20 protein-coding genes are annotated in these 26,044 nt (G+C 59.7%); 13 read left to right on the forward strand and 7 right to left on the reverse strand.

Features of this window, described 5'->3' with window-relative positions; genetic code table 11:
* Positions 1–53 precede the first annotated feature (53 nt).
* Genes EA797_RS06860 through EA797_RS06870 form a run of 3 tightly spaced genes read left to right on the forward strand, consistent with a single transcriptional unit; the run spans position 54 to position 2,250 of the window.
* The gene (locus EA797_RS06860; protein WP_122164369.1) at positions 54–356 is read left to right on the forward strand and encodes an iron transporter; all 303 of its coding nucleotides are present in this window, start codon (positions 54–56) and stop codon (positions 354–356) included.
* Positions 353–1,918 (forward strand): PepSY-associated TM helix domain-containing protein, encoded by a 1,566-nt coding sequence (locus EA797_RS06865; RefSeq protein ID WP_122164370.1) that lies wholly within the window; start codon positions 353–355, stop codon positions 1,916–1,918. The genes EA797_RS06860 and EA797_RS06865 overlap by 4 nt, the downstream gene beginning before the upstream one ends.
* Positions 1,915–2,250: a DUF3325 domain-containing protein gene (locus EA797_RS06870; protein ID WP_122164371.1), complete on the forward strand. Its 336-nt coding sequence runs from the start codon at positions 1,915–1,917 to the stop codon at positions 2,248–2,250. The genes EA797_RS06865 and EA797_RS06870 overlap by 4 nt, the downstream gene beginning before the upstream one ends.
* Positions 2,251–2,577: 327 nt before the next feature.
* Here the strand turns inward: EA797_RS06870 and EA797_RS06875 are convergent, their stop codons facing one another.
* The gene (locus EA797_RS06875) at positions 2,578–4,809 is read right to left on the reverse strand and encodes a TonB-dependent siderophore receptor (protein WP_122164372.1); all 2,232 of its coding nucleotides are present in this window, start codon (positions 4,807–4,809) and stop codon (positions 2,578–2,580) included.
* A 501-nt stretch (positions 4,810–5,310) separates the two neighbouring features.
* Positions 5,311–7,431, reverse strand: coding sequence for a TonB-dependent siderophore receptor (locus EA797_RS06880; protein ID WP_122164373.1), 2,121 nt, complete (start codon positions 7,429–7,431; stop codon positions 5,311–5,313).
* Positions 7,432–7,753: 322 nt separating this feature from the next.
* Between EA797_RS06880 and EA797_RS06885 the strand changes: the two genes are divergently transcribed.
* From EA797_RS06885 to EA797_RS06900, 4 genes are all read left to right on the forward strand, one after another.
* Complete coding sequence (locus tag EA797_RS06885) at positions 7,754–9,754, forward strand: peptidase U32 family protein (protein ID WP_122164726.1); 2,001 nt, start codon at positions 7,754–7,756, stop codon at positions 9,752–9,754.
* Positions 9,755–9,912: 158 nt separating this feature from the next.
* Positions 9,913–10,689: a transporter substrate-binding domain-containing protein gene (locus EA797_RS06890; protein ID WP_122164374.1), complete on the forward strand. Its 777-nt coding sequence runs from the start codon at positions 9,913–9,915 to the stop codon at positions 10,687–10,689.
* A 243-nt stretch (positions 10,690–10,932) separates the two neighbouring features.
* Complete coding sequence (locus tag EA797_RS06895) at positions 10,933–11,352, forward strand: septal ring lytic transglycosylase RlpA family protein (protein WP_122164375.1); 420 nt, start codon at positions 10,933–10,935, stop codon at positions 11,350–11,352.
* Between the two features lie 181 nt (positions 11,353–11,533).
* Positions 11,534–12,847 carry a PAS domain-containing methyl-accepting chemotaxis protein gene (locus EA797_RS06900; RefSeq protein WP_122164727.1) on the forward strand — a complete coding sequence of 438 codons (1,314 nt, stop codon included), beginning with the start codon at positions 11,534–11,536 and terminating at the stop codon, positions 12,845–12,847.
* A 44-nt stretch (positions 12,848–12,891) separates the two neighbouring features.
* Here EA797_RS06900 and EA797_RS06905 read toward each other — a convergent pair whose 3' ends face one another.
* Positions 12,892–14,088 (reverse strand): sugar transporter, encoded by a 1,197-nt coding sequence (locus tag EA797_RS06905; protein ID WP_122164376.1) that lies wholly within the window; start codon positions 14,086–14,088, stop codon positions 12,892–12,894.
* Positions 14,089–14,535: 447 nt separating this feature from the next.
* Entirely contained in the window at positions 14,536–14,973 is a 438-nt protein-coding gene (locus tag EA797_RS06910) for a hypothetical protein (RefSeq protein WP_122164377.1), read from the reverse strand.
* A gap of 237 nt (positions 14,974–15,210) precedes the next feature.
* On the opposite strand from EA797_RS06910, the gene EA797_RS06915 reads away from it, so the two are divergent.
* Both EA797_RS06915 and EA797_RS06925 read left to right on the forward strand, forming a co-directional pair.
* Positions 15,211–16,074, forward strand: coding sequence for an SDR family oxidoreductase (locus tag EA797_RS06915; RefSeq protein ID WP_122164378.1), 864 nt, complete (start codon positions 15,211–15,213; stop codon positions 16,072–16,074).
* A 208-nt stretch (positions 16,075–16,282) separates the two neighbouring features.
* Positions 16,283–16,879, forward strand: a complete 597-nt coding sequence (locus EA797_RS06925) for a hypothetical protein (protein ID WP_122164380.1) — start codon at positions 16,283–16,285, stop codon at positions 16,877–16,879.
* Between the two features lie 71 nt (positions 16,880–16,950).
* On the opposite strand, the gene EA797_RS06930 is transcribed toward EA797_RS06925, so the two are convergent.
* The 3 genes from EA797_RS06930 to EA797_RS06940 form a co-directional block, all read right to left on the reverse strand.
* Positions 16,951–17,697, reverse strand: a complete 747-nt coding sequence (locus tag EA797_RS06930; protein ID WP_425275566.1) for a dienelactone hydrolase family protein — start codon at positions 17,695–17,697, stop codon at positions 16,951–16,953.
* Between the two features lie 185 nt (positions 17,698–17,882).
* Positions 17,883–18,614 carry a DUF72 domain-containing protein gene (locus EA797_RS06935; protein WP_122164382.1) on the reverse strand — a complete coding sequence of 244 codons (732 nt, stop codon included), beginning with the start codon at positions 18,612–18,614 and terminating at the stop codon, positions 17,883–17,885.
* 13 nt (positions 18,615–18,627) lie between these two features.
* Positions 18,628–19,968 carry an acyltransferase family protein gene (locus EA797_RS06940; RefSeq protein ID WP_122164383.1) on the reverse strand — a complete coding sequence of 447 codons (1,341 nt, stop codon included), beginning with the start codon at positions 19,966–19,968 and terminating at the stop codon, positions 18,628–18,630.
* A gap of 238 nt (positions 19,969–20,206) precedes the next feature.
* Here EA797_RS06940 and EA797_RS06945 point away from each other — a divergent pair, with 238 nt between their 5' ends.
* The 4 genes from EA797_RS06945 (at position 20,207) to EA797_RS06960 (ending at position 25,843) form a co-directional block, all read left to right on the forward strand.
* The gene (locus tag EA797_RS06945; protein WP_122164384.1) at positions 20,207–21,244 is read left to right on the forward strand and encodes a serine hydrolase; all 1,038 of its coding nucleotides are present in this window, start codon (positions 20,207–20,209) and stop codon (positions 21,242–21,244) included.
* Between the two features lie 26 nt (positions 21,245–21,270).
* Positions 21,271–22,323 (forward strand): serine hydrolase, encoded by a 1,053-nt coding sequence (locus EA797_RS06950; protein WP_122164728.1) that lies wholly within the window; start codon positions 21,271–21,273, stop codon positions 22,321–22,323.
* Positions 22,324–22,496: 173 nt separating this feature from the next.
* Entirely contained in the window at positions 22,497–24,932 is a 2,436-nt protein-coding gene (locus EA797_RS06955; RefSeq protein WP_122164385.1) for a helicase-related protein, read from the forward strand.
* A gap of 488 nt (positions 24,933–25,420) precedes the next feature.
* Positions 25,421–25,843 (forward strand): DUF1810 domain-containing protein, encoded by a 423-nt coding sequence (locus EA797_RS06960; RefSeq protein ID WP_122164386.1) that lies wholly within the window; start codon positions 25,421–25,423, stop codon positions 25,841–25,843.
* Positions 25,844–26,044: the final 201 nt, after the last annotated feature.

Raw genomic sequence — 26,044 nt, forward strand, 5'->3', positions numbered from 1 at the left:
CCGTTTAAACACGGTTGGGCATTTATCGTATAAACCTTACTCGGAAACCCGTCGTGACTCGTTCTGCCACTCAATCGCGAAGCGCCTGGCCTGCCATCGCGGCCCGCACTGGGCTGGCCCTTCTGGGCGGTTACGCCTTTACCTATGCCTTTACCGCTGCGTTCGCACGATTGCTGCCGGCCGACCCGGTGGACGCCGTTACCACAGCTTCTCTGCTGTCGTTCGTGGTGTATCTGCTGTTCATACTCTGGGCGTACGCAGCGACTTCACTGCGGCGGGTGCTGACGGGTGTAGGGGTCGCCATTCCTTTGGCGATCATCGGTTTCTGGCCGCAACTGATGGAGGTGCTGGGATGAAAGGCAGCCTGACGCAATCCATGTCGTGGCTCCACACCTGGTGCGGGTTGCTGATCGGCTGGATGCTATTCGCCATCTTCCTCACCGGCACGCTTGCGGTGTTCGACAAGGAGATCAACTGGTGGATGCAGCCGGAGCTGACAGATCAAGCACAACCGGCAGCGGAGGCGGCGAATGCGGCCCAGCGCTGGCTGGCCGAGCGACACGCGGACGAAACGAACTGGAACATCAGCCTGCCAACCGCACGCGTGCCTGACCTGGCCGTTTCGGTCGGTGAACGACGCCGTGGTGGTGAAGGCGTCACTCATCTCGACCCTTTGACCGGAGAGACGATCGAGCCGCGCAAAACCATAGGCGGCAACTTCTTCTTCCACTTCCACTACACCCTGCATCTGCCGCGCACGCTGGGAGTATGGGTCGTGGGATTCGCGGCCATGGCGATGCTGGTGGCGCTGTTAAGCGGCATCATCATCCACAAGAAAATCTTCAAGGAGTTCTTCACCTTTCGCCCAGCGAAAGGACAGCGCTCATGGCTCGACGCTCATAATGCCAGTGCCGTCCTGCTGCTGCCGTTCCACCTGATGATCACCTACACAGGGCTGGCGATTTTCTTTGTGCTCTATATGCCTGCTGCGGTGGATGCGCTGTATGACGGTGATGCCCAGGCATTTTTCAATGAAGCGCAACCGGCATGGGCGGCACAGCAAGCACTACGCGGCGAAGGCCGTGGTGGCGAACGGGTTTCGGCACCAACAGCGGCTTTGCTGCCACTGGGTGACTTCGTCAGCCGTGCCGAGGACCACTACGGCGCAGGCATGATCGGCAGCTTGGCCGTGCTCAACCCGGGCCGCTCCGATGCCAAAGTCCTGGCGCGCCCAGTGCTGGGCAATCGCATCGAGCTCAATAAGGGCGACGGGATTATCTTCAACGGCGCCAACGGCGAGCTGCTCCAGGCGCCTGAACCGTCACGCACCAGCCAGCTGACCCAACGGGTGATTGCCGGTCTGCATTTTGCGCAGTTCGGCGGCTATCCGATGCGCTGGCTGTATTTCATTTGCGGCTTGATCAGCTGCGCCATGATTGGAACCGGGCTGGTGCTCTACGCGGTCAAGCAACGCAAGCAGGCCAAGGCCAATCCACAGTTCCTGCGGGTTGTGGAGAGCCTGAACGTTGCGGTGATCGCAGGGCTTTCACTGGCCTGTGTTGCGCTTCTGTGGGGCAACCGGTTGCTGCCGGCTGAGCTGGCTGGGCGCCAGGATTGGGAGCTGCGGTTGTTCTTCGGCATCTGGGCACTGGGCTGGCTTCACGCCTGGCTGCGCAAGCCGCTATTCGCCTGGCGCGAGCAGCTCTCGGCCGCCGCATTGATGGCCTTCACGCTGCCGGTGCTGGACCTTTGGACGACCCACGCTTCGCTGGATGCCATGCGGCTTTCGCTGCTCGGTAGCGTTGCCTTGATCGGGCTGTTACTGGGATGGACCGTATGGAAAATCCCAACAGTGGTTGCCGCGCGAAAGGCCCGCTCGGCTCGACTCGATCACCCGGTCGCCGGAGCTTCGTCATGAATGGATCAGCCCTGTGCGCCAGCCTTCTGCTTGCCTATGCGGGAATGCTTGGGTTTTGCCTCGCCAAGGAGCGCCACTGGAAACAGCTGGTCAACCCGAGCGTGCCGGCGTTGGCCAGACACTTTTGTGGCCCGTCAGGCGCTCTTCTGCTCGGGCTGGCCGCCTATGCGTCCGCCCAGGTCTGGCCTGGCGGCATGGCGGTGGTCGGCTGGTTCGGCCTTATTTCGCTGACTGGGTTTGCGCTGTTGTTGTTGCTGCCCTACGCGCCGCGTCTGGCGGTGGGCCTGCCCTTGATAGGCGGACTGATCTGGTCAGCCGCCGCGCTGGCCTGACCCCTTTAAGGTTGCCATCGCATCATTGCGCGTTGTGCGCCTGTACAGATGGCTAAGCCGCACTGCGCTGCACGAGTCCATCCATGAGAAATCACGAGTCGAGGCTCCAGGCCTTTCGATGCGCGCCTGGGCGCAGCCCCCTGAGCGTGGACGACCGATAGGAACGCCTGTGAATAGCACGCCCGGCCGGGCCTTAAGCATTACCTGCTACAGCGTTGAAAGTCGCGAGCACTTCGATCCGTAGCGAAAAAGCCCGGGCCTCTCGGCCGGGGCTTTCCTTGAGCGCTACATGAGCACGCCTGGTCGGCTGGCGTTCAACCGCGTCGATTAGAAGCGGTACTTCGCAGAAGCAGTGACACTACGAGGCGCTCCATACGTCAGCGCGCCATAAGCCTCGAACATATCGAAGTACTCCTCATCGGTCAGATTGTCGACGTTCAGCTGCGCGGTGAGGTTGTCCGTCACCTCGTAGCGCGCCATCAGGTTAACCAGCGCATAGGCTTCCTGCTCGATCTTCTCCCTGGTGCCGGCCGGATTGGTGGCATAGGTATAAATGCTGTCCTGCCAGTTAACCCCACCGCCAATGGTCAGCTTGCTGAGGGCGCCAGGCATGCGATAGGTCGTGAAGGTGCGCAGCAGCTTGGTCGGGAAACGCGTGCTGCGGGCATTACCATCCGGGTCTTCGACCTCGAACTGGGTGTAGCCCGCCATGAGGTTCCAACCCGGTGCCAGCTCGCCGGAAACCTCCAGCTCGAAGCCCTCGCTGGTCACGTCGATGGCCTCGTAGGCAAACTCACCGGCCATTCCACCGGGAATGGCCACCCCCGTGCTCTCGCCTAGGCCATCCTGCTTGATCTTGAATATCGCCGCAGAAGCGTTCAACCGACCTTCAAAGAACTCAGCCTTGAGGCCCGTCTCGTAGCTTTCACCAATGACCGATGCCAGCTGCTGACCGCTGATGTCCCGCCGGGCCTGGGGCTGAAAGATATCGGTGTAGCTGGCGTAGGCCGAAAAGTTTTCGGTGAGGTCGTAGACGATGCCGGCGTATGGCGTCAGTTCATGCTCGTCCAGTCGGGAGGGCGATGTGAATGGCGTGTCGTCGCTGGTCTTCTCGTAGCGATTGTCGCGCGCCCCTAGAATCACCTTCAAATCGTCGGTCACATTCAGACGGGTCACGCCGTACAAGCCCTTTTGCGTCAAGTCGCCGTAACTGTATGGCGTCAACCCACTCCAAATCGGCGCCTGGAAGTTGCCGTCATAGCTATCGAAATTGGCGACGCCACCAAAGCCGCCCTGCGCAGCGCGCGAGTCGGCATTGAAATCCTGCTGGCTATAGATGTAGCCGAAGGCGACCTCATGCTCGCGCCCGAACAGCATCACAGGCCCGCCAAGGCGGATGCTGTAGTCGTCTTGCACGGTTTCAGTCTTATAGGAGCCAGGAAATGACGACATCGCCGAGCTGCCGTCCCGCCCAGGGTTCCCCGAAAGGTACAGAAGGTAAGAGTCGGAATCGCGTTCGCCACGGTTGTAGCTCAGGTTGAGTTCCCAGTCGTTGGCGAAGCGGTGGTCCAGATTGATGAAGTAGGTTTCATAAGTGCTGTCCCACTTGCTCCACTTGGCGGAAGTGGTTTTGGAGCGGCTCCAGTTCGTCCGGCTGCCGTCTGCATACCAGATTGGCAGGCCGCCCCACATTGGCGAGTCGGAGTCGTTCTGCTGTCGGCTCAAGCCGAACCAGAGCGTGGTATCCGAAGAGAGGTCGACGTCCACGGTGCCGTAGAAGGTTTCACGTTGCTTGGCCTTCAGGTCGATCCAGCTGTCGCCTTCGTTGAATTCACCCACCAAGCGGGCTCGCACCGTGCCCGCCTCGTTGAGCGCGAACGACAGGTCACCCTCGGTGCCATAGGTATCCCAACTCCCAGCGCTGACTCCGACCGAGCCAGTCAACTCGCGGTTGTTTGCACGCTTGCGTACCAGGTTGAGCGAAGCAGACGGATCGCCCGCCCCCGCCATCAGTCCATTCGCGCCGCGCACTACTTCCACGCGGTCATACATCGACAGACTGCTGAACATTTCGCCCGAGCTCCAGGGCTGCTCCCAGATTGTCGGCACGCCATCGATCATCAATGAATTGATCGCAAAGCCACGTGCATTGAACTGTGCTCGATCGGTTTCATAACGGCTGACCGAAACACCGGTGGTGTTATTGACCACATCCAGGATGGTTTGCATGTCCTGATCTTCCATACGCTGCTGCGTTACAACGCTGACAGACTGCGGCGTTTCGCGAAGGGACATGCTGAGAGGCGTGGAGGTGCGCGCGGCGCCGGTAGTATAAGCGCCAGTCCCTTCCGTCACCTCCCGCACCGCCTCACCAGTGACGGTGACAGTTTCGAGGGTGGTCGTCTCCTCCGCTTCGGTTGGCGCGCTCACTTGTGCATACGCAGGCGTGCCTGCGGCGACCCCGCCAGCTGCGAGTAGGTGAACGACCAGCGCGAGCGGTCGGAAGGTGAGTTTCGGTTGAGCGGCTGGGGCTAGCTGGGCAAGCGTGTTGATCGACATCTGTCAGCGTCCATGGAATGTTATTGATTATGCGAATCGTTCGCATTATACGTAACAACCAAGGTCGTCTGGAAGGCTTACCTGCCTAAAACCTGGCCTGCCACTTAACGGCAGATCTGTATGATTGAACGCAAACCAGGCGGAGCGCATTGGTCAATTCAAATGGACAGCCCGGAGCGCAGAAGCCGGTTGGCGCTGACCCTTGTTTGGTACCCACGTGGTATGGGTGGGGCATCGATGATGCGTAGCCGGTCGCAGAAGAGCATTTGAGCAATGGACCAAAGACGCGACGGTAGCGGGGCAACGGCTGGCTACCGGACATTCATACCGTACCAAGAGCGTTCGCTTTGCAAGGACGGCGGGTAGCCGTTCGGCTGAACGCAATAGCTGAATAGGACTTGCGCTTGTTAGCGCAATCACAACTCGGAGAAGCGAGCCGTAAGGTACAGGGCCAAACCTGGCAACCCATGTGGGTCGCCAGGACAATGATGCCCTCCTCGCTTACCAGTTATAACTAACCTTTGCGGTGATTTCGCGGCCTGGGTTGTAGTAGTCCGCGGTACCGGAGCCCACCACGTGCTGCTCATCCAGCAGGTTACTGACGTTGATCGCCAGATCAGTATCTCGGAAGATCCGGTAATTGAAAGCCGCGTCGAACAACGTAGCTGCTTCGCTCTTGGCAGTGTTGGCAGGGTTGAAGTAATAGGCACCGGTATAGCGAGCACCAAGGCCAACGCTCATTTCAGTGCCTGGCAAGGTGTAGTAACTCCACAGCGACGCGGAGTGCTTCGGTGCCGCTTCAAACTCATTACCTTTGAGCGGCGCGCCACTGCGCAACGTTCCACGAAGAACCTCTGACTCCATATAGGAATAACCGCCGATCAGGCTCAGGTTCTGAGTTATTTCAGCCTTGGCTTCAAGATCAAGGCCACGTACCCGCGATTCACCAACGGTTTCTCGCTCGATTGCGCCGCTGGGCTGTACGACCGCGATAGTGATGTCTTCCTGGGTCAGGTCGTAAATTGCTGCCGAGAACAGCGCATTCATCCCTGCGGGAGAGTATTTCACGCCTACTTCGTACTGTTTACCGCGCTCAGGCGTGACGCCGATCTGAGGCGGAGCGACGGACTCGACCATGCTTATGTAGGTGGAAATTTCGTCATTGACCAGGTACGTCAGCGCACCGCGAATGGAGTTTTCCGAGAAATTGTCAGAGGCTTTCACATTAGTGATATCGGTGCTCGTAAGGTCCAGCGAGTCGTTGCGCATACCGGCTGTGACGATAAAGCGCTCGTAGAAGGACAGGTTCTGCTGCACGAACACTGACTTGGTGGTGTAGTCCTGCTTGTTGCGGCTATAGGGTGCAACCGCAGCCGGAGCACCGCTGTACACCGGGTTCGCAATATCGATCGGTGACGTCACCGCGTATACGGAACTATCCTCCGACGACGCATCGCGGTATTCGACCCCAACGATAGTACTGCTGTCGATATTCTCGAAGCGGGCATCGTATTGCAGCATCAAGTTGCCATTGATCTGGTCCGCTTCGCTGTCAGTACCGAACAGATAGCGATTGACCGAGGTCCCGGTGAGTCCCGCAAAATCACTTAGATACACGTAGCCGAAATCATCGGTAAGTTCGCTGTAGCGTAGGTTGCTGCGCACGATGAAACCGTTGTCGAAGTCGTGAGTAAAGTTGCCACTGATGCTGGTGCGTTCGACGTCGTGAAAGTTGTAGTCAGGCTCGCCGAAGAAATCCTTACGGTCGTATTCCCTGTCCAGCGGATACCCACCGCTATTCGGGGTGCCCTCACGCTTGAGGTGGTCGACGATGACCGTGGCTGAAGTAAAGGCAGTCGGTGCCCAGGTCAGCCCGCCCATCACAAATTTGTCATCGTCCTGAGAATGGTCGTACTCGCGATCGCTGTCTTGGATTTTTCCGGTCAGCCGGTAGGCCAGTGTCTGGTCTTCGTTCAACGAATCGCCGACATCGATGCCTGTTTCAATGTGATTGAAGGAGCCGTAAGTCACATAGCCCTGACCGAACTTATCGAAACGCGGCTTCTTGCTCACGAAGTTCACCGAGCCGCCTGGATCAGCCGGGCCGAACAGCGTGGAGTTGGCGCCACGCAGGATCTCGATACGTTCATAGGCGAAGGGTTCTTCGCGCACACCGCGCATGGAGCCGAGGGTTAACCCGTCACGGTAGGTTGTGGCCTGGAAACCGCGAATTTTGAAATAGTCGTTGCGGTCGTCAGTACCGTAGAAATCGGTGATAACACCAGGCGTGTACTGCAGAACCTCTTCGGTGGTGCTGGCACTGCGCTGCTCAATTTCCTTTTGAGTCACCACCGAAACCGAAGCGGGCGTGTTGAGAATGCTGGTGGGTACCTTACCGCCAACCCAGAGCTCCTGAGCGACAACAGTGCTGGAATCATCACCGGCAGATGCGTTGGCGTTGACGATGATGGGCGCCAGGCGAAACGGTTCGTCGCTCTCCTTGCGGGCCGACTCTTGTGCGTTGACGCTCAGGGGAGCGGCTACCGCACAGCACAGAAACGCGGTGGTGGTACGTCGCCAAGGTGTCTGTGTCTTGCAAAGCCCGGCCTTACTACCAGTCATACTCGAGGTCCTCTGTTGTTAGGTGGTGGCAACCGCGAGTCTTATGATTTTTTGTTACATCAGGTCACACGAATCCGCGGGCAACGGATAATAATCAATCGCGAATAGGATAAGGAATCATTTATTTGCGTGAACGAAAAACTTTCGCGTTTAAAGACCCAGAATAGCTTGCGCAGCTTCCTCGCTTTCTGTGGTCAAGCCACAATCAAAAGGTGCTGACACGTTTAATGACGAGACGTGTATACGACTCGCCCGGCGGCCAGTCCCAAACGGCCCGTTAGCCTTTACAATGCGCGCCTTCATCTACACCCGGTCCGCGCTCATGTCCTTGCCCCAACATCACCTCGAACTGCTCTCCCCTGCTCGGGACACGACCATTGCACGTGAAGCCATCCTGCATGGCGCCGATGCGGTGTACATCGGCGGGCCGAGTTTCGGGGCGCGGCATAATGCTGAAAACAGCGTGGCGGACATCGCTGAGCTGGTGACCTTTGCGCATTTGTTCCATGCGCGGGTGTTCGTCACCATCAACACCATCCTGCATGACAACGAGCTGGAAGCCGCTCGGGCGCTGATCTGGCAGCTTTACGAAATCGGCGTCGATGCGCTGATCGTGCAGGACATGGGCGTGATGGAAATGGACATCCCTCCGATCGAACTGCACGCCAGCACCCAGACCGATATCCGAACGCTGGAGCGGGCCAGCTTTCTGTCCAAGGCTGGCTTCTCGCAGCTTGTGCTCGCACGCGAGCTGAACTTGCAGGAGATTCGTGCGATCGCCGATGAGGTGGATTCGGCCATCGAATTCTTCATCCACGGCGCGCTTTGTGTGGCGTTTTCTGGTCAGTGCAACATTTCCCACGCGCAGACCGGTCGCAGCGCCAACCGCGGCGACTGTTCCCAGGCTTGTCGGCTGCCTTACACGCTCAAGGACGACCAGGGTCGCGTCGTTGCTTTCGACAAGCACCTGCTCTCGATGAAGGACAATAACCAGAGCGCCAACCTCCGAGCGCTGGTCGATGCTGGCGTGCGATCGTTCAAGATCGAAGGGCGTTACAAGGATGTGAGCTACGTGAAGAACATCACCGCTTACTACCGCCAGCGCCTTGACGAGATTCTCGAGGACCGAACCGACCTGCAACGCGCATCCAGCGGCCGTACCGACCATTTCTTCGTCCCAGACCCGGACAAAACCTTCCATCGCGGAAGCACCGATTACTTCGTCACTGACCGCAAGATCGACATCGGCGCTTTCGACTCGCCAACGTTCACCGGCCTAGCGGTGGGTGAAGTGCTCAAGGTCGGCAAGTACGACCTCACCGTGCAGACGCGCGAGCCGTTGTCCAATGGTGACGGCCTCAACGTGCTGGTCAAGCGCGAGGTAGTGGGCTTTCGCGCCAGCGTGGTGGAGCCACTGGGGCAGTCCGAAGAAGACGGCCAGGCGCTTTGGAAGTACCGCGTCGAGCCCAACGAGATGCCCGCCGCCCTTCGCCAGCTGCGACCGAACCATCCGCTGAACCGCAATCTGGACCATAACTGGCAGAACGCGCTGCTCAAGACCTCGGCCGAGCGCCGCATCGGAGTACGCTGGCTGGCCAAGCTGCGTGCCGACGAGCTAGAGCTGCACGTCACCAGCGAAGAAGGCGCCTACGCCACCGTCTCGCTGGCCGGCCCCTTCGGCGAAGCAAAAAAGCCCGAGCAGGTGCCCGGCCAGATTGCCGATCTGCTGAGCCAATTGGGCACCACGATCTACCACGCCGAAGAAGTCGAGGTGGATGCACCCCAAGCCTTCTTTATCCCCAATTCGCAGCTCAAGGCCTTGCGCCGTGAAGCCATCGAGGCAGTCACCGAAGCCCGTGAAACCATGCGTCCACTGGGCAGTCGCAAGGCCGTCAGCGTGCCGCCGCCGGTCTACCCGGAAGCGCACCTCTCCTTTCTTGCCAACGTTTACAACGAGAAAGCGCGGGCCTTTTATCACCGCTACGGCGTGCAGCTGATCGATGCAGCTTACGAGGCCCATGAAGAAACAGGCGAGGTGCCGGTGATGATTACCAAGCACTGCCTGCGCTTCTCCTTCAACCTCTGCCCGAAACAGGCCAAGGGCGTGACGGGCGTACGCACCAAGGTCGCCCCCATGCAACTGGTGCACGGCGATGAGGTGCTGACCTTGAAGTTCGATTGCAAGCCCTGCGAGATGCACGTGATCGGCAAGATCAAGGGCAACATCCTCAACCTGCCGCAGCCGGGTAGCACGAGCGGCGTGGTTGGGCACATCACGCCGGCCGACCTGATGAAGACCATTCGTAGCAAGCCGCACGCCTGATGCATACCGCGCGGCTGCGGCAGAGCAGCTGCGCCCAATCCCCGCTCAGTTAATCCTTGTGAGCCCGGTCTGCCGTCCGGTAGGTTCGACATGCCCGAAATAAACGGGCCAGAACAATAACCGCTGCCTATCCAGGCGTGCTCAAGCAAGGAAACACCATGAGATCTTTGATTGCGGCTGGCATCTTGCTGGCCAGCGGCGCGACCATCGCGGCGCCCACTTCTTCATTGCTCGATGAAGTCCAACAGCGCGGAGCGTTGAAGGTTTGCACCACCGGCGACTACAAGCCCTACACTTTCTTGCGCGACGATAAGCAGTATGAAGGCATCGACATCGCGCTCACCGAGTCGCTCGCCAAGAGTCTCGGCGTTGAAGTCGAGTGGGTGCCGACCACCTGGAAAACCCTGATGCCGGACTTCCTCGCTCGATGTGACATGGCGGTGGGCGGTGTCTCTATTTCGCTGGAGCGCCAGAAAAAAGCGTTCTTCAGTGAGCCGATCGCCGTGGACGGCAAGATTCCCTTCGTGCGTTGCGACGAGGTGGAGAAATACCAGACCATCGAACAACTCAATCAGCCTTCGGTGCGCCTGATCGAGCCACCGGGCGGTACCAATGAAGCCTTCGTGCACCGAGAGCTGCCCAAGGCGCAGCTCGAGCTTTTCGACGACAACACCGTGATATTCAAATCCGTCGCCGATAACAAGGCCGACGTGATGATCACCGACTCATCCGAGGCGCTGTATCAGCAACGTAACTACCCGACCCTTTGCGCGGTGAACCCGGAAAGTCCGCTGCAATACAGCGAGAAGGCTTTTCTGCTCCCACGTGACGATATGGCGTTCAAGGCTTACGTGGATCAGTGGTTGCACCTGACCAAGGCCACCGGCGAATACAAGCGCATCGCAGACAAATGGCTCGCAAAGCCCAGCCAGTAAAAAGTCGAATCGCTCGTTGAGCGGGCGGCAGCGCTGCCGCCCGCAGTTTCGTGCCATTGACGGCTAGGGAGCCGCGGCATGGCCTGGCCCACCGGAAGATTTCTTGTAGGACGGTTTCTATCCATGAACGCCCACCGTTTCGCTTACCAGGAAAACTTAATGGCGATACGACACTCTTACTGGCACCGTGCCCGTCGTAACGAGTAGAGGATGGGGAGCGCCGCCATGACACAAGGATCGAACATGCTACGAAAGTCCGTGAGTTGGACAGCTGCCCTGCTATTGGTCGCTTTCATCGCAGGGTGCACGAGCCAGCCGCAAAGAACGCCTACATCGCCGCAATCGCCAACGCCATCAACCTCGGCCAGCGAGCAGCTCGGATCGGGTAAGGCATCCTTCTACGGCAGTCAGCATCACAACAAGCAGACCGCTAACGGCGAGCGCTTCGACCAAGGCTCCCTGACTGCAGCTCATCGCACCCTGCCTTTCGGCACCAAGGTGCGTGTGACCAATATCCGCAATGGCAAAAGCGTCGTCGTGCGTATCAACGATCGCGGCCCGTTCGTCCGTGGCCGAATCATCGACCTGTCTAAAGCGGCGTTCGAGCGCATCGGCAGCACCCGTTCAGGCGTCATCCGGGTGCGGTTGGAGCGGGTCGAATAGAGGAGTCGACTGCCGCAGCGAGAGGCGGCGAGACAGCCTATCCAGACGCAGATAAGCCGAGGAATGGGATGGGCACCTTACTCAAACTCGAGCGGCAGGAATCGACTACCAGCCAGCTGCTAAAGCCGTGGCAAATGACGCCGATAGCAAGGAACGTCAACTCAATCGCTTCGGTGCACCCATGTTCAACGGCCGACTCAAGGAACAACTTCAACAGCAAAGCGCGGAACTGTCCCCGCTGCGCCAAATGCACGACCAGATGACAGCTACGATGCTCGCCATCACGCTGGACTCCGAGTTCCGCATGGTCTCGTTGAATGAAAAGTGTGCCCAGACCCTTGGCTACCGGGTCGACCAGCTGCAGGGTCGCGCGATGCTGGATATCGTTCCGGCGTACGTCAAAAACCTACCCTGCTTCAAAAGTTTCATCAGCGCCGTTTCTCATCGCAAGCCCGTCGATGACGATTACCGCTTCCTGCACGTGGACGGCAGCTTGAAGTGGATTCATATCGACTGGTATCCGATCACCAACGACCGGGGCGAGTTGGCCGAGATTCGAGGCTTCGGCCGCGAGATCACTAAAGAATTGCAGCTATCGAAGGAAAACGAGGCGTTCATCAATGCCTTGTTCCGTTCCACGGCGGTGATCCAGTTCAGCCTCGACGGCAAGATCGTGACCGCCAATGAGCAGTTCCTGCAGGCGACCGGGTATTCGCTCAACCAGATCGTGGGCAAACATCACAGCATCTTCTGTACTGCCGCCGACGCCGCCTCGCCGCAGTATCAGCAGTTCTGGCAGACGCTCAATCGTGGCGAGTTCGTTTCAGACCGCTTCAAGCGCGTTGACAGCCACGGCCGGGACCTATGGCTGGAAGCGACCTATAACCCGGTTTATGACCCCGAAGGCAACCTCTGCAAGGTGGTCAAATTCGCCAGTGTCGTCACCGATCAGGTCAATCGTGAGGAAGAAGTCCGTGAGGCGGCCAGTATTGCCTACGACATTTCACGCCATACAGACACCGCTGCCGTACGCGGCGCCGCTGTCGTGAAGGACACCGTATTGACCATGCAGCGTGTCGCTGCAGAAGTTGAATCGGCCACTCAGGGTATCGAAGCACTCGGGCAGCAATCGCATCTGATCAGCTCCATCGTGCAGACCATCGGCGGCATTGCTGCGCAGACCAATCTGCTTGCGCTCAACGCCGCCATCGAAGCGGCTCGTGCGGGTGAGCAAGGTCGCGGTTTCGCCGTCGTGGCCGATGAGGTGCGGCAGTTGGCAGGCCGCACCAGTGCGGCCACCGAAGAGATCATCGCGGTCGTGCAGAAAAACCAGACATTGGTGGACGACGCGGTACGGGAAATGGCCAACAGCCGTGAGCAGGCCTCGGAGGGCCTGGCCCTGGCCAATCAGGCCGGTGAAGTGATCGTCGAGATTCAGGACGGCGCCAAGCAGGTAGTCAGCGCCGTCGGCCGCTTCGCCAGCGAACTCAAGTAAAACACTGGCATGTCACCCCGGCGGAGCAGATCGCTCCGCCGTCACTATGCTGCAGCGCTATCCATTGGCCGCGCAAAACGGTAGGTGGCGAAACAGCAGAGCAACACCCCGCTGACCGCCAGCAAACCACCCACGATACCCACGTTACTGAGCCCCAACTGCTGAGTCACTACGCTACCCAGCAGCGCGCCACCGCCAATACCGATGTTGTAGATACCCGAGAACATCGCCATGGCGACGTCAGTCGCGTCGGACGCCAGATTCAGCACCTTGGTTTGCAGCGCCAGACCGAAGCACATGCCGGCGATTCCCCATACCACCACCAGCATGCCCAGCAGCGAGCTGTTACGAGCGGCTGGCAGCAACAGCAACAGCAACAAGCAGGTTGCCATGACCGAAATGGCTGCAATCATGAAGCCTTTCGGATACCGACCGCTGTAGCGGCTGAACAGGAAGGAGCCGAGAATGCCCGCGCCGCCGAACAACAGCAGCAATACGGTCGTCATGTCACCACTCAGGTGTGCAATGGTCTGCGCGAAGGGTTCGATGTAGGTGTAAGCGGTGAACTGGGCGGTGATCACCAGCGCCGTCAACACGTAGGTCGCAACCAGGGCCGGGCGCTTGAATAGCACCGGAAGACTGCGCAGCGAGCCGGAGTTCTGGCTTGGCAACAGCGGCAACGTCCGCGCGAGCACCAGCACCACCAGCGCCGCGATCCCGGCGATCGACAGGAACGTTGTGCGCCAACCCAGCGCCTCCCCCACCACGCGACCCAACGGGATCCCAAGCACCATCGCCAGCGCGCTGCCGGTAGCCAGCAGCCCAAGTGCTTGAGCCTGCTTGCCTGGCGGCGCAACGCGCACCGCCAGCGAGGCGGTGATCGACCAGAACACCGCGTGAGAAAGCGCGATACCTATACGGCTGACCATCAGCATGCCGAAACTCGACGCCACGCTGGACACCAGGTGGCTACCGACGAACACCGCGAAAACGAACATAAGCAGCGTGCGCCGCTCGATGTTGCGGGTCATCAGCATCATCGGCAGCGACATGAGGGCTACCACCCAGGCATAAATTGTCAGCATCAGGCCGACCTGTGACGGCGGCATATCGAATGACCGACCGATGTCGCTGAGCAAGGCGACCGGGACGAACTCGGTGGTGTTGAAAATGAAAGCGGCCAGGGCCAGCGCGACAACGCTGAGCCAACTCCCGCCGTGGGAGCTTTGCGATTCGTTCATGTGGGCGATATCTGAAACTGCTGTTCAATCGTCAACCGCGACGCGCCAGGACGGCACCGTGCAGCTTGACGAACAATATGTAAGAAATCCCTATTCCCTTTCCCGCCACAACGCAGATCGCCCGCCATGCAGTAATGCACGCGGGATGGCAGCGATAGCAATTGGAGGGCGTGATGCGGAACAGCTGGAGCGGCGCGGATTCTACGCGTGCAGTCGATCGATTGTCAGGCCGTGAAAGCATATGGCGACCGATGGCAGACCGGCACCGAATCTGTAGCGAACTGGGCGGCCCCTACGGCATGGACAAGCCGCGGATCATGCTGTTGTAGGAGCCAGCATGCTGGCGATCCACGCCTGCGCGGTGCAGAGAAGATCGCCAGCAAGCTGGCTCCTACATGGGACGCCAGCGAAGATGTCGTGGCGCTTGCTACGGTTCAGGCGTGTCGATTATTGATTGAAGTAGGCGCGCGCGCGCTCGACCTCGGCCGCAGTGGGCTTGTAGCTGGTCCATTGGTCCTGCTCTTTCTTCTTGTAGCGCACCACGCCCTGCGCCACATCGAATTCGTAGAACGGGTAGACCTCACGCAGGTTGTAAAAGGCAGCCGGCGCGAAGAACAGGATGTCTGCAACCAGGTAGCCGCTGTTGAACTTGAGCGGGACCAGGCCGTACATCGGCTCCATGCCTTCCTGGGTGGCGCGGAAGCGGTATTGGCCAAAGCTGGTGGCCTTGTAGGTCTTGGTGACAGGAGCCTTGAGCACCAGCGGCGCGTCGTCGTTGATCTTGACGGCAAGGCTCGGGTCGCTGGAGCGCAGCGAGGTGGTAGCGGTACAGGCGGAAAGCAGTACCGCGATCAGTGGCAGTGCCAGGAGTTGCTTGGTTTTCATCGTCATTCCCTTGTAGGTGGTAAGCGTGAACGGCCTTACCCACCCTTCGCTGGGGTGCGGCGGCCGTCCTTGGCGGGCGGCACTATAGGCCAGCGAACGCATATGGCCAAGCGCCATCTATCGAAACAGAGCCTATGCTCGTCGATAGGCGCTCACCACCGCTCGGCGTCCTGCCGAAACTTTTCCTCTCAGCCACCGGCCGTATCTACAGCAAGCATTCACACGACTGGAGATTGTATGAGCTACCCGAAGATTCACGCGCAGAAGCAGGACCGTCTACCCGGACTGGAAAGCGAGATGCAGCCACCTGCCGAATTCATTCGTGACAGCTACAAGGGCAGCGGCAAACTGGCTGGCAAGGTTGCGCTGGTCAGCGGTGGTGATAGCGGCATCGGTCGTGCCGCGGCCGTGCACTTCGCCCGTGAAGGCGCGGACGTCGCCATCATGTATCTGGACGAGCACGACGATGCCAAAGACGCGATGCGCATGATCGAAGCCGAGGGCCAGCGTTGCCTGCTGCTGCCCGGCGACATCCGCGACAGCAGCTACTGCAAGGATGCCGTGGAGCAAACCGTGAAGATCTTTGGCCGCCTGGATGTGCTGGTCAACAACGCTGGCCGCCAGGAAGTGCAGACGCGGCTGGAAGACATCACCGACGAGCAGTGGGAAAAGACGTTCGCCACCAATATCCACGGCTACTTCTACCTCACCCGCGCGGCCCTGCGGCATTTGAAAGCCGGCGCTTCGATCATCAACACCACCTCGATCAACTCATTCATCGGCAATCCGATGCTGGTCGACTACACCTCGACCAAAGGCGCCATCGACGGATTCACCCGGGCCCTGTCACAGCAGCTGATCGAACGCGATATCCGCGTCAACCAGATCGCGCCGGGTCCAATATGGACGCCGCTGCAACCGGCCACCCTTGGCAAGCACGACCCGCAGCTACTGGAGGATTTTGGCAGCCAGATGCCCATGGGCCGTTGCGGACAACCATCCGAACTCGGCCCCGCCTACGTCTACCTGGCCTGCGAGGACTCCTCTTACGTCAGCGGGCAGACCATTCATATCAACGGCGGAAAAGTCGTCAACGGCTAGAAGCCGTGCAGCCGTAACAGGGAGCCGCGCCAGGACGGTGCGGCCTGAGCCAGACCCGATTCACGAATCATGGGGTAATGAGAACGACCGGAACCAATGCCCCGCCCCCTGCGCCCAATAGACAGGACGGCGTGCGTCTGATTGATCAGATCCAGGCGCTTGCTACATGTGTCAACGCAGCCTCGGCTGCACACCTTGAGGTACATACATGACCCAGATTCTCATCGCGGCCTTCGACCGATACGCCGAAGCCGAACTAGTCAAATCCGAGCTGCTGAGCCAGGGTATTGCCAGTGGCGCCATCCAGATATCCGCCTCATCCAACCCTGAAACGGTCGACAGCAGCCGCGTCGAAGTCATAGGCGAAGAGCCAGACGAAGACGCCACGGTCGCCGATAAACTCGGCAGCTTCTTCAGCAAGGTCTTTGGTGATGATTCGAGCAAGCATGCCGGCCGCTATCCGGAGGCAGCGCGCCGCGGCTCCACCGTAGTCACCGTCACGCTGGACGACGATAGCCAGGTCGCGATGGTCGAGCAGGTCATGGAGCGCAACGGTGCTATCGACATCGATGAGCGCAGTGCCACATGGGGCAGCGATGATGCAACGCCAGTCACCGCCAGTACCGAAACCCTGACCACCGGCTATCCCGACGCCTCCTCCATCAGTGAAGACGAGCGAAAGCTCAACGGCATGGCCACACCGGATCGCGGCGCTGACAATGGCAACATCCCGGGCCGTGCGGAAAACGAGAAGGCTGCGGGGCGTGACAACACCGCTGGGCGGGTACGGATCATTCCGCGTTAGGTCGATGCGGCCAGCGGGCTTGCGAAGATACTGAGCCCGCGTTTCCAATTACCGTCAGGCCCCGCTCTGTGTCACTGCGCAGCGAATCTCTCATCGAGCAGATCATTCATGGCCTGAAATGCTCGCTTCGCCACTTCTGGATGGTACTCATTGCGACCCGGTACATTGGCGTAGGGATCGGTGAACGAATGAACGGCATTGCCATAACTGACCAACTGCCAATCCACATCAGTGGCTTTCATTTCGGCGACAAACCCATCGACCTGCTCCTGCGGAACAGCCGGGTCATCGGCACCGTGCAACACCAGCACAGGCGCCTTTATCTGCTTGGCATCGTCGGGGTTTGGCGTATCGAGGTTGCCATGGAACGAGATGAAAGCATCGAGTTCGGAGCCTGAGCGCGCCAATTCGAGCACCGCGCCACCGCCGAAACAGAAGCCGATAGCAGCCATTTTCGCGGTATCCACCGGCACGACGCTTTGCGCCTCGAAGGCCTTCACTGCCGCTTGAGCGCGCTTGCGCATCAGCGCGCGATCGCTACGCACCGATGTGGCAGCAGCCTTGGCCTCATCGGGATTGGAAGGTCGTACTGATTTGCCGTACATGTCGGCCATGAACACCACATACTTGTCGCCAGCCGCGCGCGCTGCCTTTTCCGCCGACCGTTCGGTCACCCCCAGCCAGTTGGGGACCATCATCAAGCCTGGCCGCGGGGTGGTTACTGCATCGTCATAGATGATCAAGCCTTCGAAGGCCTCACCGTCTATTTCATAAGCGTGCGGCTTGACCACCACTGCCGCCTCGGCAACACCGACCATCCCGGCCAGCGCCAGGGCAATGCATGTCTTGTTCATGGATCCATTCCTGCGGTGAGATGAATTCTCAACAGTAGCGGAAAATTACGAACATACCGATGCCGTCCACATCGGGACCGTTTCGTTATATGTCCCATGAAGCGATGGCAGCGGGTAAAGGTTTCACAGGTAACGAGCCTGTAGCGGATTCAGCTCTGCAAGAGACGCTCTTGAAGGGCAAGCGCATCGGCCGTCGCAGCCCCGCTTGCCGTGTTGTCGAAAATGCACCAGCAGGCTGCGTCTTCATTCCCGCTACTCAGGCGCGCAGCCAGCGAATCGAGCCTATCGGCGTCGTAGGCCGAGTAGTAGATTTTCGGCGAGCCATGCAGACGGTAATAGCGCAAACCCGACCAGCCACCGGGTTCTGCGGATTCGGCGAAAGGCGCAGGGTCCGCAGCGACTCTCCCGATCCGGGCCTGCTGCAACAGGGTTTCAGCCTCCAGCCAACTCGGGTGGCGCGGCTCGACAGCGATAGAGCCCTCGAAACGCGCTCGCAATGCGTCGAGAAAACCTTCGGCGCTCGCCGGATCGAAGGCCAGCGACGGTGGTAGCTGGACCAGCAGGCACCCCAGCTTTTCGCCTAAATGCTCACATTCATGCAGAAACCGCTCGAGCAATGCTTCGCACCCGATCAGCCTTTGCTCATGAGTGATCTGCTTGGGCACCTTCACGCAAAAGCGGAACCCTGTCGGCACGCTGACTGCCCACTTGGCATAGGTTGCCGGACGATGGGGGCGATAGAACGAACTGTTGATCTCCACCGCACCGAACCGATCTGCATAGCGCTGCAAGTGCGTGCCGGCGACCGGAAAAGCTTGCCATTGCTCACGCGGAAGGCTCCAACCGGCGGTGCCGAGATATATCGCTGGGGTGTCTTTCATCGCCCCGCTCCGCTCATGCCGACTTCGGTTGGACCGGCAACCACCTGAGCAGCCGTTTGCGAGTTGGCACCACGGCGTGTTCCTGAGCCCAGAGGCAGATCGCCACGGTCAGCAGCAGGTAAATCGGATAGAACCACAGCGACAGGGACTGCTCGCCTGCCTGGGTTGCACACTCGCTCCATGCGTTGATACAGCCCGGCGAAAACACCCCCAGCAGCTTCTCCGAGCGTGAGAACAGGATGAAGACCGGCACATGCAGCACGAACAGCGGCAAGGACGCGGCCCCCAGACGCTGGGACCAGCGATTCAGCCCTGTGCTGGCCGGTGTCGAGATCAGCGCGAACAGGTAGATCAGCGCCAGCTGCGAGGGTAGCAACAAGCCGTTATGCAGGAGGAAGTACCAGTATTTTTCCCCTTTGAGCAACCAGATCGCGGCCACGAAACATCCCAGAACGAAGCTTGCCATCAACAATCGTCCGCCCAAACGCGGTACGCGCTCCTGGATCTGCATGTCGCGAAACAAGCCGTACAGCAGAATGCCGCCGAGAAACTCGGGCAGGCGCAGCAAAGGCATGCGGTGCAGCATGCCGGTGATGGGGATGCCGTATTCCTGCTGCAGGACGGCCCACAGAGGCGGCAGCAGATAGATCACCATAATCACCCCTAGCCAGGGCCCCTTGTGTCGCAGGTTCATCAGCCGAGGAGCCAGCAAAGGAAAGGTCAGATAGAAGAAGAACAGCGTGGAAATCGACCACAGCGGCGGGTTGAACGTCAGGTAATAGGGATTCCAGGCCTGCAGCATGAGCAGCTGCAACACGAAGTTGAGCAGCAGCTCACCGTTGCCCATGTAGTGCTCCAACGCTTCGCGTGACGCATCGCCCAGGTCTTCATTGGTGTCGTAGACCACGAAGCGCAACGTCGCTTTGACGTCGTCAGGCGGAATACCGAGCTTGGCGATGATGAACAGCACCACCCCGGTCAAGGCGAGGGAGAACAGGTGCAGCGGGTAAAGATTGGCGAAACGCCTGCTGAGGAAGCTGCGGCCCGGCTCACGCAGCTGGCCTTGCTGGCAGTAGACATGGGCCAGCAAAAACCCTGACAGCACGAAGAAGCTGCTGGTGGCGAAGAACCCCACGCCTGTCATGTCCGCCAGCCACCCCGGCAGGTACTCCTCGGCATAGTTGTGAAGCGTGTGGAAACACACGATGTACATGCCGAGCGAAAAGCGCAGCCATTCGAGCCCGATGAATTTTTCCTTACTGACCTGCCCCACGCACTGCCCTGCCTTATCGCCTGCGAAATGCCACCAAGGAGTAGGACGTTGCGCTGCGGCCAGTCGTTCGATGTTTCGCATACCGACTGCCCAGTACCGGGCATGCGGATGACCTGGATGGCCCAGCGCACCCGTACGAGGGCCTCAGCTCAGTCCAGACGTGGATTCGGTAACCAAATATTTAGTCACGTCACCTCTGCCGCACATGCAGGGACAGGAAGGGTCAATAGCTGGTATCCACATCCACAAGAGAGGTCTGCCCGCAGTGTTGTCTCGATTCAAGCAAAGGTCCCCCTCCGCTTTCGCAGCATCTCTGTTCATGGCCGCAACGCTTTTCGCAGCGCCCTCACATGCGTTCGCTCAGGAAGGATTCAGTTGGGCGGAGGACTTTCTCGAGCGCATCGCCAAGGTCGACGAGCAGACATCAGGCGAACTGGGCGTTTATCTCAAGGATCTGGACAGTGGCGTGTCGGCGTCCTATCACGGCGACGAGGTCTGGTATCTCGCCTCGACGGTCAAGGTGCCCATAGCCATCGCCATCATGCGGCGTATTGATGAGGGGACCATGAGCCTGGATACGACGGTCCGCCTGATGGAATCAGACTACGTGGATGGCGCCGGACCCACCAACAGCCACAAACCGGGCACGCCGCTGAGCGTTCGTTACCTGATGGACCAGATGCTGATCCACAGCGACAACACCGCCAGCGACCTGCTGATCAGCCTGGTCGGGCTCGACGCGATCAACGCCGTCACCGCAGAGCTGGTTCCGCAGGGCTTTGGCCCTATCACCCGTCTGGCGGATGTTCGCAGGCTCATCTACGGCGAATTTCATCCCGCTGCCAGCCAGCTTTCCGGTCGGGACTTCCTGCGGCTGAAGCAACAACCCCAGGAAGCCGGTCGGCTATCGTTGCTGGCGAAACTGATCGGCGTTCAGCGGAGCGAATTCCAGAAAATCAGTTTGGCTGAGGCTTACAAGCGCTATTACGCAACGCCCTTCAATTCCGCGACCTTGCAGGCCTACGGCGATCTGCTTTCTGCACTCATTCAAGGCAGAGCCGCGTCACGTGCCAGCACTGAATACCTGATCAGCGTGATGAATCGGGTTGAAACCGGCACCCAACGTATCAAGGCAGGCCTGCCAAAAACCGTGGGTTACGCGCACAAGACCGGCACTCAGGTTTCGCGCATCTGCGACGCGGGCCTGATCGCGCCGCCGCCCTACCGCCAGGCCGAACCCGCTGGCCAGATCGTTGTGGTCGCCTGCGTACGCGGCGGCGCATCCACCGCCAAGGCCGAACGCGCGTTGCGCGGCACGGGTGAAGCGATAACCGCCTCTGGAGTTCTACGTCTGTGAATGACCCCCGCTTGCGTAACAGAAAGCTGCTTGCCCTTCCTGTTCTGGTTGGCCTGGGGCTCGCGCTCTGGGCCTACAAAGAGCAGGCCTATTCGGACTCCTGGCGCTCGGCGCTCGAGCAGGACATCCGTCGCATCGACGAGCAGTCGCCCGGCAAGTTGGGCGTTTACGTCAAGCATCTGGGCGACGGCAAGTCGCTCAGTCACGATGCAGACCGCTTCTGGTATCTGGGCTCGGCAGTCAAGGTGCCGATTGCCGTAGCCGTGCTGCAGAGCATCGATGAAGGTAAACACAGCATCGATGAGGAAATGACCCTGCAGGCCACCGACAAGGTCGACGGCTCCGGTGATCTGGTCTGGCAGGACGAAGGCGTTGCCTACTCGCTGCGCAGCCTGCTCAACGAAATGCTGATCGAGAGCGACAACACCGCCGCTAACATGCTGATCCGTCTGATCGGCGAGGACGAATTGAACGAGCGCACCCGCAAGAACATGGGCGGCAAAGGCTTCGAGCGAATCACCGACTTCACCCAGGTACGCCGGGATGTCTACGGCGAACTCCACCCCGACGCGCGGGACCTGGACAACATCGAACTGGTGAAGCTCGCCTCTGCGCCGTTCAGCAAGCCGCGTTACGAAGCGGTGGCGCGGGTCCTGAACATCCCCACCAGCGAGCTGAAGGCTGACAGCATGGAGCAGGCCTACGAGCGTTACTACGCGCGCAATCTGAACGCCAGTACCCTGGAGTCATACGGCAGGCTGCTGGTAAAACTGGCTCAGGGCGACTTGCTGTCCGAATCGAGCAGGGACCTGCTGTTCAAGGACATGAAGATCGACCGCTACGACGCTTATCGGCTCGAAGCCGGGCTGCCCAGCGAGGCGGCCTTCATCCAGAAAACCGGCACCCAGCTGGAACGCGCATGCCATGTGGGCGTGATCGAGCCGTTGGCCGAAAAGCAGGCCGATACCATCGTCATTGTCGCTTGCGCCGAAGCACTGGACGAAGACAAGGAAGCCGGCGCAGCATTCGAGCAAGTCGGCAAAGCGATCACCAAGGCCCTGCTAGGCAAAGCTGATTGAGGACCGCGCGCATCTCGGGAAAGGCATGAACATACGGCTTTGCACGCTGAGACCCAGGCGGCGGCAACTTTGCGTCTCATGGCCCGCTCAAATATGACGAAGTCCGTTTCGCTCGTATTGCGGCAGCGGATTGTCCACACTTCTGTAGTCATCTGATCAGTGAGGCGTCGATCATGCGCAAGGCCGAAGTCAAACACCGCAATACCGTCAAGCTCGAGCGGCTTCAGCGCTTTCTGGCGTGGACAACGGAGCGGCATCCGGACTTCGTGCCGAAGAAGAATCACCAGGAGAATTGGTTTTCCGTCTACCTGGGTCATCAACCGCCCGAGATCGGCCGCGCGGCGCGGTTGTTCTGGCTGGGTCTCGATGAGCCCACTGTCGAGGCCAATCTGCAAGGCAGCGATCCCACCACGCTCATAGGCCGCCTGCTCAATCGGGACGTCAACCAGATCAGTTGCCAGATCGACGTGTTCGGCCTCGAGAAAACCCTGGACTGCGGTCCGGTCCAGAATCTGCTGGAACCGGACTTCGCGTTACGCCTGGCCGACAGCGCGTCCATCGAGGATTTCGAGCGCAACGTGTGCACCGCAATCGGCGCCCTGGTGCGCGATCGCCTTCACGTACTCGAACGCCCCTTCGCAACCATGAGCGACGAGCAGAAAGCGCGCAGTCTGGATCGCCTGCCGGCCAGACTTTCGCGTATCAATGACTTCGCCGCCCGCGCCGTCGACACGCTTAACGAGGTGATCCACGAGCTGCGTTATGTAGTCGAACTGCGCCACGGCGAGGTGACGCTGGACATGCAACGGCGCATTCCCGGTGGTCAGGGACATGTGCTGAGCGAACGCGAAGTAGCGGATCTCAAGGACGAAGACCGCCAGGCGATGCACGCCAAGTTCGAGATGATGATCGAGGAAGCGCAGGACTTCGACCTGCAATTACTCGGCGAAAAACGCCTGACCGAAATATTCATGATGGAGCCGAAGAAGTTGCGTCGGACCATCCGCTTCGCCCGTGAAGACAACCGGGAGAAGATGGCCTTCGCGGTACTGCTGGAGAACAACCCGCGCTTCGTCCATTACCACAAGTTGTACGCGGCACGGCGCATCACCCGCACCTGGACCGCACTGCTGGGTCCAACCAACAGTGGCAAGACGCATCGAGCCATCGAGGCCATGACCGCCGTCAAAAAAGCGATCTACCTCTCCCCTTTGCGCCTGATGGCGCTGGAGAACCAGGAGCGCATCGAGTCCATGGGCGTACCCTGCTCGCTGGTAACCGGCGAGGAGGAAATCATCCGCGAAGGCGCCACGCATTATTGCTGCACGGTGGAGGAGTTTTCCCGCTTTCGCAGCGAATCCTGGGACGTGGCGGTCATCGACGAAGTACAGATGATGGCCGACTCTCAACGCGGCTGGGCCTGGGTCGATGCGCTGGTCAGCGCCTATACCGGAGACCTGATCATGACGGGTCCGGAGCTGATCCGGCCGTCACTGCAAACCCTTTGCGACCTGTGCGAAGACCATCTGGTGGTCCAATCCACCAAACGTCTTTCCCCGGTGGACGTGGCCCGACGTTCGACCACGCTCAAGCAACTGGACGCCGGTTCGATGCTGGTCGCCTTCAGCCGCAAGACGGTGCTCGAACTCAAGGCCATGCTGGAAATGACCGGCAAGAGTGTCTCGGTGGTCTACGGTGCGCTGTCACCGGAAGTCCGCCGCGAACAGGCACGCCGTTTTCGCGAAGGCGAGGCGGACATCATGGTCGCCACCGATGCGGTGGGTATGGGCCTGAACATGCCGGCGCACACCCTGTGTTTCTACACCGATGAAAAATACGACGGCATTCAGAATCGCCAACTCAAGGTGCAGGAGGTCAAGCAGATCGGCGGGCGCGCTGGCCGCTTCGGCCATCACGACAGCGGCCTCATCACCGCGCTCGACGGGCAGACGTTGCAATCGATCAAGCGTCTGTTCTATAGCGAGGATCTGCCGGTGGACCTGTCGCAATTTCAAGTACGCCCCTCGATCGAGCACCTTCAGGCGATCTCTGAGCTGATGAACGAGCCCAGCCTGCTACGCGCCTGGCTGACCTTCAACCGCAATATCAACTATGGCGACGAATTCATCTCGATCCTGCCGGACGAGCTGGCCGAATGGATCAAGCTGATCGACGACCCCACCATCGATCTGCCGCTGCGCTGGATATTCGCCTGCACGCCGATCCGGGGCGGTCTCGACAGTCCGGCCGCAATATTTGCCCAGCAATGGCTGAAGAAGGTCGCGCAAGATAAGGAGAATCCATTGCCGCGGCTGGTGATCGATGCCGACCTGGCGACGCTGGAAAGCTCGCTACACGTCATCGAAACCTATCTGCATCTGGCACGCACTCTGCCCGCGCATTTCCCGGCACTGGAGCAGGCCGAACAGCATCGCAGCCTGCTCAACGGCGCCATCACCCGGGAGTTGTCGCGGCAGCGCAAACCGCGCAGCTCGGATCGCCGACGCCTGGCCGGAGGAAGCCGCCAATGCCAGAAATGCGGCAAGGCGATGCCCGTCGCCGGGCGGCAGTTCCGGTTATGTCAGAGTTGCTTCAACGAGAAGCGGTGAGGGATTGAAGGCATCTGTGCGCTCGCAGACCTGTAGGTGGGATTTTGCTCGCGAGCAGATGTACTGCGGTGCACGCAAATTCAGGTCTCGTGCGATCCGGATCGCCAGCAAGCTGGCTCCTACGAAAAGCTGTCGCGCGTAGACCTGTAGGAGTGAGCTTGCTCACGAGCAGATGTATTGCGGTGCACGCAACCACTAGCTCGTGCCCGTCCGGATCGCCAGCAAGCTGGCTCCTACGAAAGCTGTTTCGTGCGTAGACCTGTAGGAGTGAGCTTGCTCACGAGCAGATGTACTGCGGTGCACGCAACCACTAGCTCGTGCCGTCCGGATCGCCAGCAAAGCTGGCTTCTACAACAAGAAGCTTCGGCGCTCATCGCATCTGTAGGAGCCAGCTTGCTGGCGATCAGCAGCCACTCAGCGGCTCGGTCGCTTCGGGCTGAATCAACTTGGCGTCCGCCACTCTGATAAAAAAACAGGCGCGGTGACCCATGAGCGACGACCCTCATAACCTGCAACGCTTCGTCGACGCCCAGCGCTCTACTTACGACCAGGCCCTTGCCGAACTGCTGGCCGGGCGCAAGCAGAGCCACTGGATGTGGTTCATCTTTCCGCAGATCGCTGGGCTGGGCCACAGCGCAATGGCCCAGCGCTACGCGATAACCAGCCGCGACGAAGCCGCCGCCTATCTCCAACATCCCGTACTTGGCCCTCGGCTAGAGGAATGCACCACAGCCATGCTGCGCCACGCTGACCGCTCAGTGCGGCAGATTCTCGGCTCGCCGGATGACATGAAGTTGCGCTCAAGCATGACCCTCTTCGATTCAGTGACCTCAGAATCCGCACCTTATCGGGAGGTGCTGGAGCTGTTCTATGGTTCCCAACCTGACCCAGCAACGCTCGCCAGGCTCTAGCGCGCACGCTCCGAGCAAATTAAAACACTCGTTCGATTAAACAAAACGCCTCGGATAGCGTCAGAGGCCTGACGCAACGCGCCCGTTGCACGGCAAACCGTCAGCTTTTTGTTGATATGTTCGAATTTTAGCTTTGACAGGCCACCCATTTGACCTTAAGTTTTCGCTTCCGAACATTTCCGAACCCTCGCAGTATTCGGA

Source organism: Stutzerimonas zhaodongensis, from assembly GCF_003696365.1.
Lineage (GTDB): Bacteria > Pseudomonadota > Gammaproteobacteria > Pseudomonadales > Pseudomonadaceae > Stutzerimonas > Stutzerimonas zhaodongensis.

Excerpts from the sequence above, each read along its gene's own strand:
- EA797_RS06880 (WP_122164373.1), bottom strand. The coding sequence starts at position 7,431 with ATGACTGGTAGTAAGGCCGGGCTTTGCAAGACACAGACACCTTGGCGA.
- EA797_RS06960 (WP_122164386.1), top strand. The coding sequence starts at position 25,421 with ATGAGCGACGACCCTCATAACCTGCAACGCTTCGTCGACGCCCAGCGC.
- EA797_RS06935 (WP_122164382.1), bottom strand. The coding sequence starts at position 18,614 with ATGAAAGACACCCCAGCGATATATCTCGGCACCGCCGGTTGGAGCCTT.
- EA797_RS06940 (WP_122164383.1), bottom strand. The coding sequence starts at position 19,968 with ATGCGAAACATCGAACGACTGGCCGCAGCGCAACGTCCTACTCCTTGG.
- EA797_RS06865 (WP_122164370.1), top strand. The coding sequence starts at position 353 with ATGAAAGGCAGCCTGACGCAATCCATGTCGTGGCTCCACACCTGGTGC.
- EA797_RS06915 (WP_122164378.1), top strand. The coding sequence starts at position 15,211 with ATGAGCTACCCGAAGATTCACGCGCAGAAGCAGGACCGTCTACCCGGA.
- EA797_RS06930 (WP_425275566.1), bottom strand. The coding sequence starts at position 17,697 with ATGGTCGGTGTTGCCGAGGCGGCAGTGGTGGTCAAGCCGCACGCTTAT.
- EA797_RS06925 (WP_122164380.1), top strand. The coding sequence starts at position 16,283 with ATGACCCAGATTCTCATCGCGGCCTTCGACCGATACGCCGAAGCCGAA.
- EA797_RS06885 (WP_122164726.1), top strand. The coding sequence starts at position 7,754 with ATGTCCTTGCCCCAACATCACCTCGAACTGCTCTCCCCTGCTCGGGAC.
- EA797_RS06900 (WP_122164727.1), top strand. The coding sequence starts at position 11,534 with ATGTTCAACGGCCGACTCAAGGAACAACTTCAACAGCAAAGCGCGGAA.
- EA797_RS06955 (WP_122164385.1), top strand. The coding sequence starts at position 22,497 with ATGCGCAAGGCCGAAGTCAAACACCGCAATACCGTCAAGCTCGAGCGG.
- EA797_RS06905 (WP_122164376.1), bottom strand. The coding sequence starts at position 14,088 with ATGAACGAATCGCAAAGCTCCCACGGCGGGAGTTGGCTCAGCGTTGTC.
- EA797_RS06910 (WP_122164377.1), bottom strand. The coding sequence starts at position 14,973 with ATGAAAACCAAGCAACTCCTGGCACTGCCACTGATCGCGGTACTGCTT.
- EA797_RS06890 (WP_122164374.1), top strand. The coding sequence starts at position 9,913 with ATGAGATCTTTGATTGCGGCTGGCATCTTGCTGGCCAGCGGCGCGACC.
- EA797_RS06945 (WP_122164384.1), top strand. The coding sequence starts at position 20,207 with ATGGCCGCAACGCTTTTCGCAGCGCCCTCACATGCGTTCGCTCAGGAA.
- EA797_RS06870 (WP_122164371.1), top strand. The coding sequence starts at position 1,915 with ATGAATGGATCAGCCCTGTGCGCCAGCCTTCTGCTTGCCTATGCGGGA.
- EA797_RS06895 (WP_122164375.1), top strand. The coding sequence starts at position 10,933 with ATGCTACGAAAGTCCGTGAGTTGGACAGCTGCCCTGCTATTGGTCGCT.
- EA797_RS06875 (WP_122164372.1), bottom strand. The coding sequence starts at position 4,809 with ATGTCGATCAACACGCTTGCCCAGCTAGCCCCAGCCGCTCAACCGAAA.